The organism is Leisingera caerulea DSM 24564, from assembly GCF_000473325.1.
GTDB lineage: Bacteria > Pseudomonadota > Alphaproteobacteria > Rhodobacterales > Rhodobacteraceae > Leisingera > Leisingera caerulea.
The window spans coordinates 1-16,887 of sequence record NZ_AXBI01000001.1 but is presented as its reverse complement, the minus strand read 5'-3'; the positions used below and the strand labels follow the sequence as shown (position 1 = coordinate 16,887).

Here is a 16,887-nt window from a genome sequence, read left to right as displayed (position 1 = left end):
AAAGGGGCCGCTCACGCCGCCAGCCGGTCCATCATCCAGCGGCCAAACCGCGTCAGGAAATGAAACACGATGCCCGCCACGACTCCCCAGAATGCCGCGCCGATCCCGAAGAGCGACACGCCGGATGCGGTGAAAATGAAGGTGAGCAGCCCAGCCTGGGCATCTTCGGACGCCATCATTGCGGCGGTAAATTTCAGGATCGGTTGCAGCAGCGCCAACCCCGCCAGCAGTGCGATGACGGAGGATGGCAGCATGATCAGGATGTCGACGATGCTCCCGGCAAAGAGCCCGCCGAGGCAGAAGAACAATCCGCAGGCAACACCCGCAATGTAGCGGCGCTCCGGGTTTTCGTGACTGTCTGGCCCTGCGCAGAAAGCTGCCGTGATTGACGCAAGCGCGGTGCTGATTCCACCGAACACCGCGGCGCCCGCGGAGGCAAGTCCTCCAAAGATCATGATCGGATTGGCCGAGACCGCGTAGCCGTTGGCCCTCAGAACCGCCATTCCTGGCAGAAATTGCCCGCTGAGAGTCGTTATTAGCAACGGCACTGCAAGACTGAGCATCGCAGACGTCGAGAATTGTGGCACTATTGCTTGCGGCTGCGCCATCGACAAGCTCACCGATGTGATCGATGTTTCATAAGCGATGGAGGTGAGCATAAGAGCCAGCCCCAGCAAGGCGAGCACGGCATAGCGCGGCACGGTGGCGGTGCAAATTGCGAAGGCTGCGATGAGAACGGAGACCACCACCGGATCTGTGGCCAGCCCGCCTGCAGCCTTGAGGCCGAAACCGAACAGGATACCCGCCATCATGCCGTTTGTTACGGCGGGAGGAAGAACTTTCACGAGCCGATCGAACAGGCCGGAAATACCGATGAGGATCAAAGCCGCCGCGACGGCAATGTAGGCCCCCGCCATCTCAGCAGCAGGCAGAGTAGGACCGAACCCGATCAGAAGCACGGTTCCAGGCGCGGACCAGGCCATAGCGACAGGGGCACGGAACCACAGGCTGAGGACGATGCTCGACAGGCCTGCCGCGATCGAGATTGCGAAGACCCAAGATGTGAATGCTGACCGGGAAATTTCCATGGCCTCGGCAGCACTGAGATAGATCAGCAGAGGACCGGAATAAGATACAAGGACTGCAAGGAAACCGGCCCCGACAGCGGAGCCGGAAATGTCCCCCAGGCGCAGTCGCTGGTATCCAGCCGTATCAGACAATTGTGGCCACCGCAGTATTTTCGGTCTCACCCCGGTTCATGCTGTCGGTGGGCAGGCGAAGCCCGAGGATGCGCCGCGCTTCCTGCCAGGTCGCGACGGGGCGGTTGTTCTTTGCGCAAATTTCCGCGGTTCGTCGAACCAGAGCGGCATTGGAGGGGGCCAGCGTGTTCCGGTCGAGGCGGACATTGTCCTCAAGCCCTGTACGCGCGTGCCCGCCCGCAGCAATCGCCCATTCATTCAGCGTGAGCTGATTGGCCCCGATGCCGGCCGCGCACCATGGCGCATCGTCACCGAAAAGACGGTGAACGGTGCGGATGTAGTAGTCAAACACATCCCGATCGACCGGCATGGCGTTCTTCACCCCCATCACGAACTGAATGTAGGGTGTGCCCGCAAGCTGGCCTTCATCGGCCATCTGTCTGGCTTTCAGGATGTGACTAAGATCGAACGCTTCGATCTCTGGCTTGACGTCGTAGGCCAGCATTTCCGAAGCCAGCCAGGCCACCAGATCCGGCGGATTCTCGTAGACACGGGTTGGGAAATTGTTCGACCCGACCGAAAGCGACGCCATGTCAGGCCGCAAGGGCAGCATCCCGCCGCGTGTCTTGCCCGCACCCGACCGCCCGCCGGTCGAGAACTGGATGATCATGCCCGGGCAGTGTTTCTCGATACCTTCCTTCAGGGCCGCGAATTTCTCAGGGTCCGATGAGGGCGTCTCATCCTCATTGCGCACATGCGCATGAACGATGGTGGCACCCGCCTCAAAGGCTTCGTGGGTCGATTCCACCTGCTCCGATACGATGATTGGAACAGCCGGATTGTTGGCTTTGGTCGGCAGGCTGCCGGTAATCGCCACGCAGATGATGCAGGGGTTTGTCATTGTTTTGTTCCGGTTTTGCCGCGTCACGGGAAATGCGGCACGTCAGGTTTGGATCCGTTCAGGAGCGTGCCTTGCGCGATGCGGAGGCCTTGCCGGCCTGCCTCATACTCTCGATGGCGGCGCGTTCTTCGTCGGTGAAGAACATCCATGCGGCCTCTGCCTTTTTGTGCTTCTTGCATCCTGGACAGGGGTTGTCGGCATTCTTGCACATGGCTCCTCCTCCCGTGCTGATTTGAGTGTCAGGCCGCCTTCGCAGCTGGTTTGGGCATTTTCCCAAGAGCTTCGACGAAGAAGGGACGGAACCCGTCCGGGTGTTCGCTCATCGGGAAATGTCCGAGCTTGTCCATCACAGCGAGCGTCGCGCCAGGGATCGCCTTGGCTGTCCGCTCGGCATCCTCGGGTGTGCATGTCAGGTCGTAAGCCCCGACGATGATGTGAACAGGGGTATTTGCCGTAGCGATCGTCGGCAAACGCGGGATCAGGCTGTCGTCCTTTGTGTAAAAACTCAGATCGCCACGGAAAACGCCGGGACCACTTTGCATGAACATCCACAATGTGTTCCAGCGCTCGGCATTTGGCGCGAAGGGGGAAATGTTGGCCGAAACAAGCGCTGCGCCCATCTCGCCGCCATGGGCATCCGGGCGGTGGAACCAGTCGATATCATACCAGGCGGGCTGGAAATCAGAGGCTTCTATTGCGATAAAACCGCTGAATTTCTCGGGATGCAAAGCCGCGAGTTGCAGCGCGATGCGCCCGCCCATAGAGCAGCCAGCCAGAACCGGGCATTCCAGCCCAAGACCGTCGATGACCGCGAGAACGGTCTCGATATAGGCTTCGGTGGTCAGCAGGTATTCCTGGGTCTCAAAGCCTTCAGGCGGCAGCGATTTTCCGTGCCATGGCATGTCAAAAGCGATCAGGCGGTTCGAAGCGGTGATCTCTGTGTCGTTCATCAGATGACGCCACTGGCGGGTATCAGCCCCGGCGGTGTGCAGACAGATGACCGGACGGCCCTGCCCTGCTTCCTCGAAATAGATCCGGCGGGGCGCGCCGCCCACGGTGACGGTGACATAGCGGCCGGTGATCGGTTCGATACTCATGCGGCCAGCTCCTTTTTTGCGCGTGCCAGCGTCAGCACTTCCTTGAAGAAGCGCAGGTTTTTGACGAGGCTCAGGATGTCGCCATCAATCCGGCCCCGGCCGATCTTCACCAGCCCGAAAATGTCGTGAAACCCCGGCTCGGGACGGGCCTGCCAGAACTTTTCCAGTGCTTCGGCATCTGTGCGCAGGGCAAATCGCCAGGGTGTCTTGCGGCTCGGACCTTCTACGACGGACACGATGAGCCCTTTATCGAAAGACAGGTAGTACTCGCTGCCGTCGATCTCGATCAGCACCGTTTCGGAAAACAGACAGCCGAGGCGCAGCAAGTGCGGCGTCGCCTCAAGGCTTTGCTGAATATGCTTGAAGGTATCGATCACCTCAGCCTCCCATGCGATAATTTACTGAAGCGTTGGTGCCACGAGCCAATACAGTGAAGCCATACCATCCCGGGTATGAGGCAATACTCTCAGGCCGGGCGCATCTTGAATGCCCTTATAACTGCTTGATTTAAAGGACACTCCGAGGGCTACAGCCGTTTGCGGTATTGCCCGATACCGCCCCAGGCATTGGGATGAGGAGCGATTGGGGGGAAGTTCGATCGCAGACGAGGGACGGTGGAGCGTCCTGTTTTCGAACCCCCAGACAGCCAGGAGGAGGAATTATCCATGGGCATCGTCAACCAAGAAAACATTACGGAGGTTGTGATCGGCAGCCTCGGCCAGCACGGCGATATCACCGACCGTGAACGCGAGATCGCGACAGGTATCATCAAGCACATGCATGCTTTCATCAAAGACGTGAAACTTCAGCATCACGAATTTCTGGCCGCCTGTGATTACCTTGCCCGCGCTGGACAGCTTTGCAACGACAATCGCCAGGAATTCATCCTGCTGGCCGATATCCTGGGCATCGAAGTCCTGGTCGACATGATGACCAACCCGGTCGAAGGCAACGAGAGTGAATCGACCGTGCTCGGACCGTTCTACCGCGAAAACCCGCCAGTCCTGCCCAAGGGCGCTTCGACCATTCAAAAGCACTTCGACAACGAAGAAACAGCCTACTACGAAGGTTACATCCGCGACGAGAACGGCAACGGCATTCCTGGTGTGACGCTCGATGTCTGGGAGGATGCACCGAACGGCATCTACGAGAACCTCGATCCTGACCAGCCCGAATACAACCTCCGCGGCCGGTTCGAAACTGACGATAACGGGCACTACGCCTTTGTTGCCGTCCGGCCTGTCCCCTACCCGATCCCCGACGACGAGACCGCAGGGGAACTGCTGCGCTTTATGGGCCACCACCCGAACCGCCCTGGCCACATGCATTTCATTATCTCCAAAGACGGTTACCGCCCGTTGATTAGCCAGATCTACGATGCCGACAGCGAATGGCTGGAGAACGACAGCGTGTTTGCCGTCAAAGAAAGCTTGATCGGCAAGTTCAAGCCGGCCCCCAAGGAACTGGGCACTGATCTGCACTTCGAGTTCGACTTTGTGCTTAAGACCGGTGCCGCCGAGCAGGCCGTAGCCGCCGAGTAAACCACTTCACCTCCCACCAAACTGACCCCCGATTTTCGGGGGTCTTTTTTCACTTGGAAGGATCGCCTAACGTGAAGACTTGGGGGAGTGCCTGAAAATGAACTTCAAACAGCTGTCCTATTTCATTGCGGTGGCAGAGGAATTGCATTTTGGGCGGGCAGCTGAGCGTCTCGACATGGCGCAACCACCACTCAGCCGCCAGATCAAGCAGTTGGAAGAAGAGCTTGGTGCGATCCTATTCAATCGCGGCCGCAGCGCGATAACGATGACCCAAGCAGGGGAAAGACTGCTTGAGCGCGGGAAATCAATCTTGGCCCAGATTGAAGATACCCAGCTGGAAGTGCGCCGCTTGGGCCAGGGAGCCGAGGGACGTCTGCGCATCGGCTTCGTTGGATCTGCAACCTTTGGCATTCTTCCGAACATCATTCGGTCATACCGGGCAAATTACCCGGAAGTGAACCTTAGCCTTATCCCCATGAACAATGCCGATCTGCATAGGGCTTTGGTATCGCGTGAACTCGACGCGGTTTTCGCCCGCCCAACGCTTAAGGATCCTGAGTTCCTTTCGAAACACCTGGTCGAAGAACGGCTAATCCTGGCCCTACCCGATATCGTGGACACGGGGGCACGCTCGGTCGCGAAGCTTGAGCGTCTGAAAACGCATCATCTGATCCTCTATCCCGAGAAACCCCGCCCGAGCTATGCGGACATGGTTCTAAAAGCTATCGAAGACGCCGGTTTCGAAGCGCCGCTACGCATCTGGTGCATGGATCTGCAAACCGCACTCGGCCTGGTTGCCGTCGGCGAGGGCGTTTGCATCGTGCCGGAGTCAGTTGCAAACGCCCCGCGGAAGGGCATGAAATTCCTCAGGATCGAACCCGAGTTCGCGCGCACCGAACTGTCTGTCAACTACCGGCTGGACGAGCAAGGCCTGCATGTGAAGAACTTCGTCAACATCGCGCAAAAGGTGGCCCGCAAGGTTTTCTAGTTGGACGGCCGGTGTACCAGGCGGCCCAATTACACACCAAGCCAGGTATGCTGCGCGTCCTCGTCTGCCTTGATCTCTTCTGCACTGCCAGTCCAGACGACCTGGCCTTTGCCAACCACCACCACGTCATCGGCAAGCGAGGTTGCAAAACCAAAGTTTTGCTCCACGATGATCATCGAAAGCCCGGCTGCCTTCAGGTCCTGGAGCTTGTCGTGGATCAGTTTCACAATGATCGGCGCCAGGCCCTCGGTCGGTTCATCGAGGATCAGGAGGCGGGGATTCATCAGCAAACCGCGTGCAATCGCCAGCATTTGCTGCTCGCCGCCTGACAGTTGGGTGCCGCCGTTGTCCATCCGCTCCCCAAGACGGGGAAAAAGATCCAGAACCCGTTCCATCGTCCATTCGGTCTTGGTTCCGCCAAATCGCTTAGCCGCTATCTCCAGGTTTTCGCGCACTGTCAAAGACGGGAAAATGTCACGCGTTTCAGGAACGTAAGCGATACCACTCTTGGCGATGTCGAATGGTTGCCTCGCGATCGGTTTACCCTCGAAGGCGATCTCACCGGACTTGATCGGAAGGAGACCCATGATGGTTTTCAGCGTGGTGGATTTTCCTGCGCCATTGCGGCCCAGGATGGCCAGCACCCTGCCCTTTTGCGCTTCCAGCGAAAGGCCATAGAGAACTTGCGTTTCGCCATAACCGGATTCGATTGCCCTCAGTTCAAGCATCTTCCCAGCTCCCCAAATAGATTTCCTTTAGCAGGCTTGACCCGCGGGCCTCCTCCGGCAAGCCGTCAAAGACAACTTCGCCGTAGTTGAGCACAGTGATCGTGTCCGCCACGTCGAAGGCGAGGTCCATGTCGTGCTCGATGATGAGCATTGTCAGGTCACGCGGCAGATTGTTCAGCAAGTCGTGAAACCCCTTCGACATCTCTGGCCCGACACCGCTAGTGGGTTCGTCCATCAGCAGAACAAGCGGCCTTGTGGCGAGCGCGACGCCAACTTCGAGCTGGCGGCGCACGCCGTAGCTGATCTCAGATACTTTGGCGTGAATGAACGGCATCAGGTTCACCTGTTCCGCCACCTCCTCGACGATCTCGCGAACGTCGGGCTTTGCCAGGCTATCTGCCCAAAGCTGCGTCGCGTTGCCGGTATGCACGGCAGCGGCAAGCCCAAGATTTTCCTCAACCGTCAGACCGTCGAACAGAGTATTCTTCTGGTAGCTGCGCGACAGGCCGCGGCGGGCGCGTTTAGCAACAGGCAAGGCGGTGACATCTTCGCCAGCGAGATGAACCGATCCGTTGTCGGGTGTGAGTTCACCCACCAGTTGGTTGAACAGCGTTGTCTTGCCTGCGCCATTGGGGCCCAGGATCACGCGGCGTTCTCCCCGCTCCAATTTCAGCGATACATCGCGGGTGACGTGGACGGCACCGAAGCTCTTGTCCAGATTACGCGTCTCAAGCATCGGTCAACACCTCCTCGGACTCCTGTTTGCGCGTTGCATCAGCCACACGGCGTTCGACCCGGGCACCCCAGCGGGCTTCGATCCAGCCGAAGATACCGTTTGCGCGGCTCATCACCACGGCGATCAGAATTACGCCGACAACAAGATGCCAGTGTGCCGTAAGCGAACTCAGTTCATGCTTGAGCAGCACAAAGGCGGCAGCGCCCACGAGCGGACCAACCAAAGTTCCTAAGCCGCCAAGGATAACGACAACCAGTGCCTCGCCGGACACAGTCCAGCTGAGAAGCCCGGGCGAGATATACATGATGTGCTGCGCAGCAAGCGCGCCGGCGAGGCCGGCAATCATGCCCGACAACCCAAACACATCCGCCTTGATCCGCCAGATCGTCAATCCAAGCGCGCGCATCCGCTGTTCGTTGTGCATGACGCCCGTCAGCGAACGGCCAAGCCCTGAACGCAGAATGAGAACAGATGCGCCATAGACCGCGCCAAGGATGGCTAGGCAGAAGAACGCAAAGCTGCGGCTGTCATTCAGATCAACTCCGATAAAGCTCAGATCCAACCGGGAAATACCACCTAACCCATCGTCTCCGCCAAAGATTGGGGCTTCGAACACGTAGGAATAGGCCATTTGGCCGAAGGCGAGTGTCGCCATGATGAAATAGATTCCATGGCTGCGTGAACAGATTGCGCCGATGATCCAGGCGGCGGAACCGGTCAAAGCGATGGCGCCAGCCATGGCCACGGGCGGCGCGAGGCCCGCCTTAGCAGACAGGATGGCGTAGGCATAAGCGCCAACACCCATCAGTGCGCCGTGGCAAAGCGATACCATGCCCCCAAAGCCCGCAACGATGTCGAGAGCCAGCACAAGCATGGCCAGGATCAAGATTTCGGTCAGGATTTCCAGCCCGAAGTACTCGGCGGTAAAGGCCTGAAAGAGGGCACCTGCGGCCAAAAGCACGAGGGCCATGTAGCGAAGAGCATTGTGACGAAACATCGGCTTATCCTTTCGCAGGAAACAGGCCCACGGGCTTGATCACGAGGACAGCAGCCAACAGGGCATAGATGAGGATAGAAGCGAGCTGCGGAGCCAAAACCGCGCCGAAGGTCTGAACGAAACCATAGATCAGCGACCCGGCGATTGCGCCTTTAAGCGAGCCCAGACCGCCTATGACAATCACGATCAAAGTCGGGATCAGGATCTGTAGACCCATATCCGGCGTAACGCTCAAGAGCGGCGCCGCGACGACCCCCGCAAGACCTGCCAGCGCACATCCGACGCAGAAAACGATGAAGAACAACCGTTCAACATTGATACCGAGACAAGACGCCATGGCATCGTTGTCGACACCGGCCCGGATCATCGCGCCGATTTGCGTACGGCTCAGCACAAATGCGAGCGCTGCGAAGATGGAAAGTCCGAGAACGATGATGAACAGCCGGTAGGCCGGATACTCGATGCCCAGGAACGTCAGCCGACCAGAAAGCAGCGCAGGCGCGTCGATAGCCAACGCCAGATCGCCCCAGAAAATCCGTGTCAGATCGAGCAGCACAAAGATAAGCCCAAAGGTCACGAGCACCTGGGCCATAGGACCGGACTTGCGCATCCGTTTGATAAGTCCGGAATAAAGCAAAATGCCAACCCCGGCCACGGCGACAGGCGCAAGAAAGAACCCCATCCAATATCCACCGATGGCGGCCAGAGAGGCGGCAAAGTATGCCCCCAGCGCATAGAGCGATCCATGAGCAAGATTGACGAAGTGCATCAGCCCGAAGATGACCGTCAGGCCGATGGAAAGCAGAAAGAGCAGCATGGACAGTTGCAGCGCATTCAGCGCCTGAAGCGTCCAGAAACCAAGATCATGTGCCATGAGAGGCCCTCCTCGGAATATGGGCCCGGCCACACGGGGGGCGGCCGGGCAGCATTGTCAGTTGGAGACAGGGGCCATCTCGCAGCCGTTGGCTGGGTCGGCCTCGGCGGGCAGCTCGGCCAGCACCTTCTGGGTCAGCCCGTTTTCACCAGCCACGGTTTCGTAGACGTAGACCGGCTGGACGATATTGTTGGTGGCCGGGTCGATCGACAGCTTGCCGCGCGGCCCGTCAAAGCTGACCTGGCGCAGGGCTTCAGCCAGCGATGCCCGGTCGTGAGCACCGGTTTTGGCCGCCTCGACCAGCGCCCGGGCCGCATCATACCCCTGCACGGCGAACTCCGACGGCAGACGACCGGTCTTGGCCTGGAATGCCGCGACAAAGGCGGCATTGGCCGCGTTGTCTAGCGTCGGCACGTAATGCAGCGCGGTGATTACACCCTCGGCGGCCGGGCCTTCGGCGTTGACATACAGCGGCGAGGTCAGGAAGCCGGAGCCATATAGCGGCAGATCCGCCTTCAGCCCGAAGCTATCGTACTGCTTGACGAAGGAGATCGCCTCGCCGCCAGCATAGAACACATAGACCGCATCGGCGCCGCTTGCTTTGGCTTGCGCCAGATAGGGACCGAAATCCTGGGTTTTCTGAAACGGGGTGAATTCCTGCCCGGCGATCTCTCCACCCGCGGCGGTGAAAGTCTCAACGAAGCCCCCGATCATCTGGCGGCCCGCCGCATAGTCCGGGGCCAGCGTATAGACTTTGCGGATGCCCTGATCGTACATCCATTGCCCCATCGGGCGGTTCACCTGGCCATTGGAAAATGACATGCGGGTGATATAGGGCGAGCAGCTTGCCCCGGTGGCATCATCATTACCGGCATTGGCCACGATCAGCGGCACACCGGCGCCATGCACCATGTCGCGCACGGCGCCCAGAACACCTGAGCTGACGATGCCCGCCACAACATCAACCTTGTCTTGCAGGATCAGCTTCTTGGCCTTGCCAAGCGCTACGGGCGGCTTCACTTCGGTGTCCTCGCGGACAATTTCGAAACCCGTGCCGGCTTCGCTGCCGAACTGTTCAAGGGCCACGGTAAAGCCCGCTTCGATATCATTGCCGAGCGCGGCATAGACGCCTGAAAACGGCAGCAGCAAGCCGACCTTGATGTCCTCTTCGGCGGCTGCGGGCACAGCAAGGCTGGTGGCGAGCCCGAGGGCCGCCAGGATTGCGCGTTTCATTGTAGTTTCCTCCTGTTGGTTCTTCCGGCCCCTCCTCAGGGCCTGTCCAGCTCGGCGCTAACCGAGATCACCGCCCCCCACCGGCACCGTTACACCGGTGATGTAGGATGCGTCATCCGACGCCAAGAACAGGATCGGACCGGCCTGTTCGTCGAGTGTTCCATAACGTTTCATCAGCGATGACTGCACCGTCTGGTCGACGATGGTCTTGTACCAGTCATCGCGCTGTTCTTCCTCGGCATTGGGATTGCGTGGCACTATGCGCGGCGGCGCCTCGGTGCCGCCGGGGGCGGCGGCAACCACACGGATGCCGCGCTCGGCCACTTCCCAGGCCAGGCTCGCCGTGATCGCATTCACACCGCCCTTGGCCGCCGCGTAAGGCACGCGGTTCAACCCGCGCGTGGCGATGGACGACACGTTGACGATCACGCCCGAGCCTTGCGGGAGCATGTGCTCAATCGCGGCCCGGCAGCAGTACAGCGTCGGGAAAAGCGACCGGCGCACCTCGGCGTCGATCTGCCCGGGCTCGTATTGCTCAAACGGCTTGGCCCAGATCGTTCCGCCTACATTGTTGACCAGGATGTCAATCCGGCCCCACAGGTCCATAGCGGCCTGCATCGCCTCCGCGCAGCCCTCCCAAGTCTCAAGGTCAACCGAGACTGCCTGCGCCGCACCACCCCCTCCGCGGATCGACTCCGCGGCCTCCTCGCGCGCGGGGGAACGGTCCACGATCAGCACCCGGGCGCCCTCGGCAGCTGCCCGTTCGGCAACCCGGCGGCCAATGCCCTGGGCCGCGCCGGTCACGACCATGACTTTTTCATCAAACCGGCGGCTCATGCGGCTTCCGCCTCTGCTTCGGTCGGGTTGAACTTCTCAAAGTAGAAATTCGCAGGCTCGACCCCCAGCTTGCTGAAGTGGCCCCGCACCGCATCGACCATCGGTGGCGGACCGCAGAGGTACACATCGCAATCGCCGCCGTTCAGATCGCCGGCAGTGACATGATCGGTGACAAAGCCCTTACGCTCATGTGCTTCTTCTTCGGCGGCCAGAATGGTAATGACGGTGACATTGCCGATCTTTGCAGCCAGGTCCTGCACGCGGTCCAGCTCCACCAGATCGGCAGCGCGGGTCACCGCGTAGTACAGCACAATGGGATGATCCGTCCCCTGTTCCGCCGCCTGCTCCAGCATCGACAGGAATGGTGCCAGGCCGGTGCCGCCGGCCAACCACAGCTGCGCGCGCTCCATGGGGCGCAAGTAAAACGCGCCCATCGGTCCGGTCAGCGTGACGCTGTCGCCGGCCTTGGCCTGTTCGCCCAGGTAGCTGCTCATCACGCCGCCGGGTAGATTGCGGATCAGGAACGTGGCCTCATCGGCACCGGGTGCGGAGGAGAAGGAATAAGAGCGGTGCTTGCCGGTCCCCGGAACGGTGACGTTCACATACTGGCCGGGTAGAAAGCTGACTGGTTTGGCCAGTTTCACTCGCAGCCCGAAGGAGGTCTCCGATAGGGTGTCGACGCCCAGCACCTCGCCTTCGACAGATTCCGGTGCGGTCTTGCAGGCAGCGGAGGGCACCGGGACGCGCACCACGCAGTCACTTTCCGGCGTCATCTGGCAGGTCAGCGCAAAGCCCTGTTCCGCCTCTTCGTCGCTCATGGACTCGTCCATATAGAATTCCAGCTCGTATTCGCCCTTTTCGACGAAGCACTTGCAGGTGCCACAGACGCCATCCCGGCAATCCATCGGCAGGTTGATCTTTTGACGGAAGGCCGCATCGGTCACCTTCTCGTCGTCATCGCACTGGATGACGCGGGTGACGCCATCCTCGAAATTCAGGGCAACGTTATAGGTCGTCATGGCATGCTCCTCCCTTGGCCGCGCACCCTGACGTGGATGCGCGGAGCTCTCTAAGTTCCCGAATTTCCCGGGATCAGATGTGGTAGACGTCGATCACGTGGTGAATGTGATCGTTCTTAAGGACCACCTTCTTGTCGGTGATAAGCGGATTTGGGCCGCTGCTGTCGATCGCGTAGAACGACGTGCCCCAGTGCTGGTCGGTTTTGCCGTAGCGATAGCTCAGCGTTTGCCAATTGAAGCGCACCTTGATCTGCGTGCCCTCCCGGCTCAGCACTTCAATCCCCGAAAGGTAATGGTTGGTACGCGGTTCAGGCAGCGATGTTGCAGAAGACCGGTCAGTCTTGATACGGAACACGCGGTCCTCAATGCCCTGTTTGTTGGGATAGTACATCAGCGACATCTCATTCTGCGGATCTTCCGTCAGATTGTCGTAGTCATCCCAGGCGGGCATCCAGAACGGGCAGTCCGCGTCATAGAATGTCAGCCAGGTGTCCCAGTCGCGGTCATCCAGCGCACGGGCCTCGGCATAGAGGAAGGCCTGGATGTCTTCAAAGCTCATCCCCGGGCTGGTGTTGGTGCGTTCAAGTGTTTCAGTGCTCATGTCTTTTCCTCCTCACTCAGCCGCGGTGCGTGCATCAGGCGCAGTGGCGCGTTCCTTGGCGATGGCTTCGCCCATGCGCTCGGACCAGTTGGTATGCTGAATGACAAATAGACCTTCGTCTTCGGTGCGGGCCCCGGAAAGAACCGGGTTGATCCCGAGGGCCTTGGCATCGTCATCAGGGCCCTCGATCCACTGGGTGGCGCCACGGGTCAAGTCATTCCATTTGGCATGTGCCGCGCCCGCGTAACCGCGCTGAGTGGCCCGGAATTCCTCGGTATCGTCCGGGGTCGCCATGCCGGAGGCGTTGAAGAAATCCTCGTACTGGCGAATACGGCGGCTGCGGGCCTCTTGGCTCTCGCCCTTGGGTGCAATGCAGTAGATCGTCACTTCAGTCTGATCGACACTGATCGGGCGGAAAACGCGGATCTGCGAGCTGAATTGATCCATCAGGAAGACATTCGGGTACAGGCAGAGGTTACGCAGAACGCCCACCATCCACTCTGCCTTGGTCTTCCCGTATTTCTCGGTCCATTCCTCGAGGCGCGGATAGTTCGGGCGGTTGGTCGGGTCCGCCCATTCGGTCCAAAGCAGGATATGGCCGTTCTCATATGCGTGGAAACCGCCGCGCTGCTTAGCCCATTTCGAGGCATCTGTCGCCTTGATGTTGTCTTCCTTGCCATCGTCGGTACGGTGCGCGGTGGTAGCGACGTAGTTCCAGTGGACAGCGGATACGTGATAGCCATCGGCGCCGTTCTCGGCCTGCAGCTTCCAGTTGCCGTCATAGGTATAGGTCGAGGACCCGCGCAGCACCTCAAGCCCTTCGTCAGCCTGGTCAACGATCACGTCGATCATCTTGCGCGCCTCGCCGAGATAGTCCTCAAGCGGCTGCACATCGGCGTTCAGCGAGCCGAACAGGAAGCCACGGTAGTTCTCGAACCGAGCAACCTTTGTCAGGTCGTGGCTTCCGTCCTTGTTGAACTGCTCGGGGTAACCCGCGCCCTTGGGGTCCTTGACCTTCAGAAGCTTGCCGGTGTTCGAGAACGTCCAGCCGTGGAAAGGACAGGTGAACGTTTTCTGGTTGCGGCGCTTAAACCGGCAGAGCTGCGCGCCACGGTGCGAACATGCATTGACCAGTGCGTGCAGTTCACCGTCCTTGTCGCGGGTGATAACGACGGGTGTGCGGCCCATGGTAAGTGTAAAGTAATCGCCCGGCTCTGGGATCTGGCTTTCATGGGCCATGTAGATCCAGTTGCCTTCAAAGATGTGCTTGATTTCAAGCTCGAACAGTTCTTCGTCGGTGAAGATATCCCGACGGCAGCGGAAGACGCCGTTTTCGGGATCATCTTGGATCGCACCGTCGAGGCGGGCCTCGAATTCCTCGAGATTGGATTGTGTGAACATCAGTCGTCCTCCTCCTGACAGCCGCAACGCTTTGGCAGCGTTTTGACTGGCTTTGATGTCATGCCGCTGGTTATTGCCCGGCGGCGGCTTTCATGTTCCGGCCGCCTTCACGGCGGAAAAATGCGACCTTGTCGGGGTCAAGCGTTGCGCCGATGCCGTTGCCTTTCGGGATTTCAACGCAAAAGTCGCGGTAAGTGATCGGTTCAGCCAGAACCTCGTCGGTCAGCAGCAAGGGGCCAAAGAATTCAGTGCCCCAGTGCAGGGTCTCAATGGTGGAAAAGAGCTGGAGAGCGGCTGCTGTCCCCAACCCGGTTTCCAGCATCGTGCCGCCATAGAGGCCGCGCCCTGCCGCCTGCGCGATGGCAATCACCTCAGACGCCCGCTTCAGTCCTCCGGACTGCGCCACTTTCACGGCAAACACATCCGCAGCATTCGCCTCGGCTACCGCCAGGGCATCCTCCGGACCATTCAGGGCCTCGTCTGCCATAACGGCAATCTCGTAGCCGCTGGTCAGTTCCGCCAAGGCGCGACGGTACCGGGCCGGAACAGGCTGTTCGACCAACTCGCAACCCGCGTCCTGAAGACCCTTCAGGCCCCATCGGGCGTCCTGCAGTGACCACGCAGTGTTCACATCGACGCGGATACTGGCGGCATCGCCAACGGCTTTCTTGATCCTGGCCACATGAGCCACGTCTTCCCGCACGGAGCGTTTGCCGATCTTCAGCTTGAAGATGTTGTGGCGGCGGGTCTCGATCATCTCCTGAGCTTCCGCGATATCCGTTTCGGAATTGCCGGAAGCAAGTGTCCATGCCACTGGGAGTTTGCCATGCACTGCACCCCCGAAGAGCTGCGAGACCGGGACGCCGAGACGCTTACCAAGCCCGTCCCAAAGCGCAATTTCCACCGCCGTCCTGGCGATGCGGTTGCCCTTGACAAATTTTTCGATCCGCTGCACCGCTCCGTTCACGTTGTCACCGTCGCAGCCCAGCAGCACGGGTGAGATATATGTGTCGATGGCAGACTGGATGCCCTCGGGGCTTTCGGCTCCATAGCTCAGACCGCCGATGGTGGTGCCTTCGCCAATTCCCTCGGAGCCGTCAGAGAACTTGATCTTAACCAGAACCGCCGTTTGGACCCGCATTGTAGCCATGGACAGCACGTGCCCCCGGATGGTCGGTATATCGAGGATCATCGTCTCGATCTGGTCGATCTTGGTCACGGGTTTCACCACATCTGCAAGTTACGTTGAGATGCAGGTTGCCCGCTGCGGCAAGATTCTGTCGATGATGAGTGGGGTCTCGAGTGATACCCTTCCGGCGACATTCATGTTTCGCAGCACGCTCGGTTGCAACTGCTGGTTTTGTCCAGCGCAGATTTCGCCAGTCGATCTCTTCCAGCAGGTATCCAAGATGGGCAGCGGAGATTTGCACCGCTTCGCCGGTCCCGCTGGCCGGCCAGTTTAACTTCCCCGCTTCCAGCCGTTTCGTGTAGAGCGACATGCCGACGCCATCGTGCCAAAGCAGTTTGACCAAGTCGCCCTAGCGCCCTCGGAAGTAGAAGATTTCACCCGCATGCGGGTCGCGTCCAGGACCCTGCTGCACTGTCAAAGCTAAGGTGTTCATGCCGCGCCTAATCTCGGTCACGGTGCCCCAGAAAGCTCTCCTCCACATTCCGGACCTTGTCGGCATCGCTCCAGTGCCGCCGACGCAGCGTGTTCGCGGCAGAAAGGACTTCGATCTTAGGCCTGAACTTATGGTCGGCCATAAGGTCGAATTTATCATCAGCGCCAAGATCTCGTCAGACGGCCTCCGCCGGAGGCATACGACAAGCGAGCTGCGCCGTCGCATCAAACTTCATAAGTCCTTGGCGCCTGAACTGAACGATCGCGCAGATCAGTGCTCAATAACCCGCATTTTCAAGTTCGCTCAACCTGGCCTTGGCGCGTAAGCGGCGATAAAGATCTCTACTGCAAGTTCCGCCCGCTTTACTGCCTCGTCGGCATTGGGTTTGCCTGCAGTGGCAAGCAGCCTGTCAACCATCAACCCGGAAAAGCTGAGCTGGATGAACTGCTCTGCCGCTGCGGCCGCGCAGTCGAGCAATAGCGCACCGCATAAAGTCTGCCGCTTCAAATAACGTTCAATTAAGCCGCGGGCAAAGCCTGGGCCTGCGGCATGAAACGCTCGGGCGATCTTTGGCTGGCGATGTGCTTCAGAAATGCAGATTCGATAAAGTGACAGAAAATCTTCATCGCAAGTAAAGTTGACTAAGCGGGTAGCCAGTTTTGTCAGGGTCAGCCGCAAGTCGTCGCAATCGGCAACGATACCTTCAACATCACTCATTAATTTTTTACAGTCTCGTTCAACAATCGCCGTAAACAAAGCTTCCTTACTGTCGTGATAGGCATAGATTGTAGCCTTGGACACTCTTGCGGTTTTTGCAATCTCGTCCATGCTAGCCCCAGCATAACCGCACGCAAAGAAAACCGCGCGCGCCCCATCGAGAACGGCTTTCCGCTTTCTTAATGCCATTTTGCTTGTCTCCACTTGAAATCAACAACCCAAGGGGATGGCGGGTCGCCTGGCCAAACAAATCGGGTAGTGCTTCACTTTCACAACCATCTGAAAACACAAAAAGTTTCCAGTACCGGCTGGAAGCTGGGCGCAAGCTCAACTGTCAGCAAGGCAAATTCCTTGCACTTAAAGCAGCAAATTATGCTGTTGTTGTTGCTGATTAGC

At 59.2% G+C, this 16,887-nt stretch carries 20 protein-coding genes; 3 read left to right on the top strand and 17 right to left on the bottom strand.

Annotated features, from left to right (window positions below):
- Positions 1–11: 11 nt before the first annotated feature.
- The 5 genes from CAER_RS26955 to CAER_RS0100080 are packed head-to-tail and all read right to left on the bottom strand — an operon-like array spanning position 12 to position 3,574.
- Positions 12–1,220, bottom strand: a complete 1,209-nt coding sequence (locus tag CAER_RS26955; RefSeq protein ID WP_051357600.1) for a benzoate/H(+) symporter BenE family transporter — start codon at positions 1,218–1,220, stop codon at positions 12–14.
- Positions 1,213–2,100 carry a beta-keto acid cleavage family enzyme gene (locus tag CAER_RS0100095; protein ID WP_027233527.1) on the bottom strand — a complete coding sequence of 296 codons (888 nt, stop codon included), beginning with the start codon at positions 2,098–2,100 and terminating at the stop codon, positions 1,213–1,215. The genes CAER_RS26955 and CAER_RS0100095 overlap by 8 nt, the downstream gene beginning before the upstream one ends.
- Before the next feature lie 58 nt (positions 2,101–2,158).
- On the bottom strand, positions 2,159–2,311 hold the full coding sequence (locus CAER_RS29435) for a DUF1289 domain-containing protein (RefSeq protein ID WP_152612168.1): 153 nt from the start codon (positions 2,309–2,311) through the stop codon (positions 2,159–2,161).
- 28 nt (positions 2,312–2,339) lie between these two features.
- Positions 2,340–3,197: an alpha/beta fold hydrolase gene (locus CAER_RS0100085; RefSeq protein WP_027233526.1), complete on the bottom strand. Its 858-nt coding sequence runs from the start codon at positions 3,195–3,197 to the stop codon at positions 2,340–2,342.
- Positions 3,194–3,574, bottom strand: coding sequence for a hypothetical protein (locus CAER_RS0100080; protein WP_036796608.1), 381 nt, complete (start codon positions 3,572–3,574; stop codon positions 3,194–3,196). Before CAER_RS0100080 ends, CAER_RS0100085 begins: the two co-directional genes overlap by 4 nt.
- 288 nt (positions 3,575–3,862) lie before the next feature.
- Here CAER_RS0100080 and CAER_RS0100075 point away from each other — a divergent pair, with 288 nt between their 5' ends.
- Both CAER_RS0100075 and CAER_RS0100070 read left to right on the top strand, forming a co-directional pair.
- Entirely contained in the window at positions 3,863–4,738 is an 876-nt protein-coding gene (locus CAER_RS0100075; protein WP_027233524.1) for a dioxygenase family protein, read from the top strand.
- A 97-nt stretch (positions 4,739–4,835) separates the two neighbouring features.
- Positions 4,836–5,726, top strand: coding sequence for a LysR family transcriptional regulator (locus tag CAER_RS0100070; RefSeq protein ID WP_027233523.1), 891 nt, complete (start codon positions 4,836–4,838; stop codon positions 5,724–5,726).
- A gap of 29 nt (positions 5,727–5,755) precedes the next feature.
- On the opposite strand, the gene CAER_RS0100065 is transcribed toward CAER_RS0100070, so the two are convergent.
- The 12 genes from CAER_RS0100065 to CAER_RS26950 form a co-directional block, all read right to left on the bottom strand.
- Positions 5,756–6,454 (bottom strand): ABC transporter ATP-binding protein, encoded by a 699-nt coding sequence (locus tag CAER_RS0100065; protein ID WP_027233522.1) that lies wholly within the window; start codon positions 6,452–6,454, stop codon positions 5,756–5,758.
- A complete protein-coding gene (locus CAER_RS0100060; RefSeq protein WP_027233521.1) occupies positions 6,447–7,190 on the bottom strand; it encodes an ABC transporter ATP-binding protein in 744 nt (247 codons plus the stop codon). The genes CAER_RS0100065 and CAER_RS0100060 overlap by 8 nt, the downstream gene beginning before the upstream one ends.
- Positions 7,183–8,187: a branched-chain amino acid ABC transporter permease gene (locus CAER_RS0100055; RefSeq protein WP_027233520.1), complete on the bottom strand. Its 1,005-nt coding sequence runs from the start codon at positions 8,185–8,187 to the stop codon at positions 7,183–7,185. Before CAER_RS0100055 ends, CAER_RS0100060 begins: the two co-directional genes overlap by 8 nt.
- A 4-nt stretch (positions 8,188–8,191) precedes the next feature.
- Positions 8,192–9,061, bottom strand: a complete 870-nt coding sequence (locus CAER_RS0100050; RefSeq protein ID WP_027233519.1) for a branched-chain amino acid ABC transporter permease — start codon at positions 9,059–9,061, stop codon at positions 8,192–8,194.
- A gap of 57 nt (positions 9,062–9,118) precedes the next feature.
- Entirely contained in the window at positions 9,119–10,294 is a 1,176-nt protein-coding gene (locus CAER_RS0100045; RefSeq protein WP_027233518.1) for an ABC transporter substrate-binding protein, read from the bottom strand.
- Between the two features lie 57 nt (positions 10,295–10,351).
- Positions 10,352–11,131 (bottom strand): benzoate diol dehydrogenase BenD, encoded by a 780-nt coding sequence (gene benD, locus CAER_RS0100040; RefSeq protein ID WP_027233517.1) that lies wholly within the window; start codon positions 11,129–11,131, stop codon positions 10,352–10,354.
- The gene (benC, locus tag CAER_RS0100035; protein ID WP_027233516.1) at positions 11,128–12,150 is read right to left on the bottom strand and encodes a benzoate 1,2-dioxygenase electron transfer component BenC; all 1,023 of its coding nucleotides are present in this window, start codon (positions 12,148–12,150) and stop codon (positions 11,128–11,130) included. Before benC ends, benD begins: the two co-directional genes overlap by 4 nt.
- 73 nt (positions 12,151–12,223) lie before the next feature.
- On the bottom strand, positions 12,224–12,751 hold the full coding sequence (benB, locus tag CAER_RS0100030; RefSeq protein WP_027233515.1) for a benzoate 1,2-dioxygenase small subunit: 528 nt from the start codon (positions 12,749–12,751) through the stop codon (positions 12,224–12,226).
- Between the two features lie 12 nt (positions 12,752–12,763).
- Positions 12,764–14,152 (bottom strand): benzoate 1,2-dioxygenase large subunit, encoded by a 1,389-nt coding sequence (gene benA, locus CAER_RS0100025; RefSeq protein WP_027233514.1) that lies wholly within the window; start codon positions 14,150–14,152, stop codon positions 12,764–12,766.
- A gap of 70 nt (positions 14,153–14,222) precedes the next feature.
- Positions 14,223–15,371 (bottom strand): muconate/chloromuconate family cycloisomerase, encoded by a 1,149-nt coding sequence (locus CAER_RS0100020; protein WP_281172245.1) that lies wholly within the window; start codon positions 15,369–15,371, stop codon positions 14,223–14,225.
- Positions 15,265–15,684 carry an IS66 family insertion sequence element accessory protein TnpB gene (gene tnpB, locus CAER_RS30695; protein ID WP_209320164.1) on the bottom strand — a complete coding sequence of 140 codons (420 nt, stop codon included), beginning with the start codon at positions 15,682–15,684 and terminating at the stop codon, positions 15,265–15,267. The genes CAER_RS0100020 and tnpB overlap by 107 nt, the downstream gene beginning before the upstream one ends.
- A 393-nt stretch (positions 15,685–16,077) precedes the next feature.
- Complete coding sequence (locus CAER_RS26950; protein WP_051357599.1) at positions 16,078–16,680, bottom strand: TetR/AcrR family transcriptional regulator; 603 nt, start codon at positions 16,678–16,680, stop codon at positions 16,078–16,080.
- 15 nt (positions 16,681–16,695) lie between these two features.
- Between CAER_RS26950 and CAER_RS30260 the strand changes: the two genes are divergently transcribed.
- The coding region (locus CAER_RS30260) for a hypothetical protein (protein ID WP_209320163.1) at positions 16,696–16,887 on the top strand (192 nt) is incomplete at its 3' end.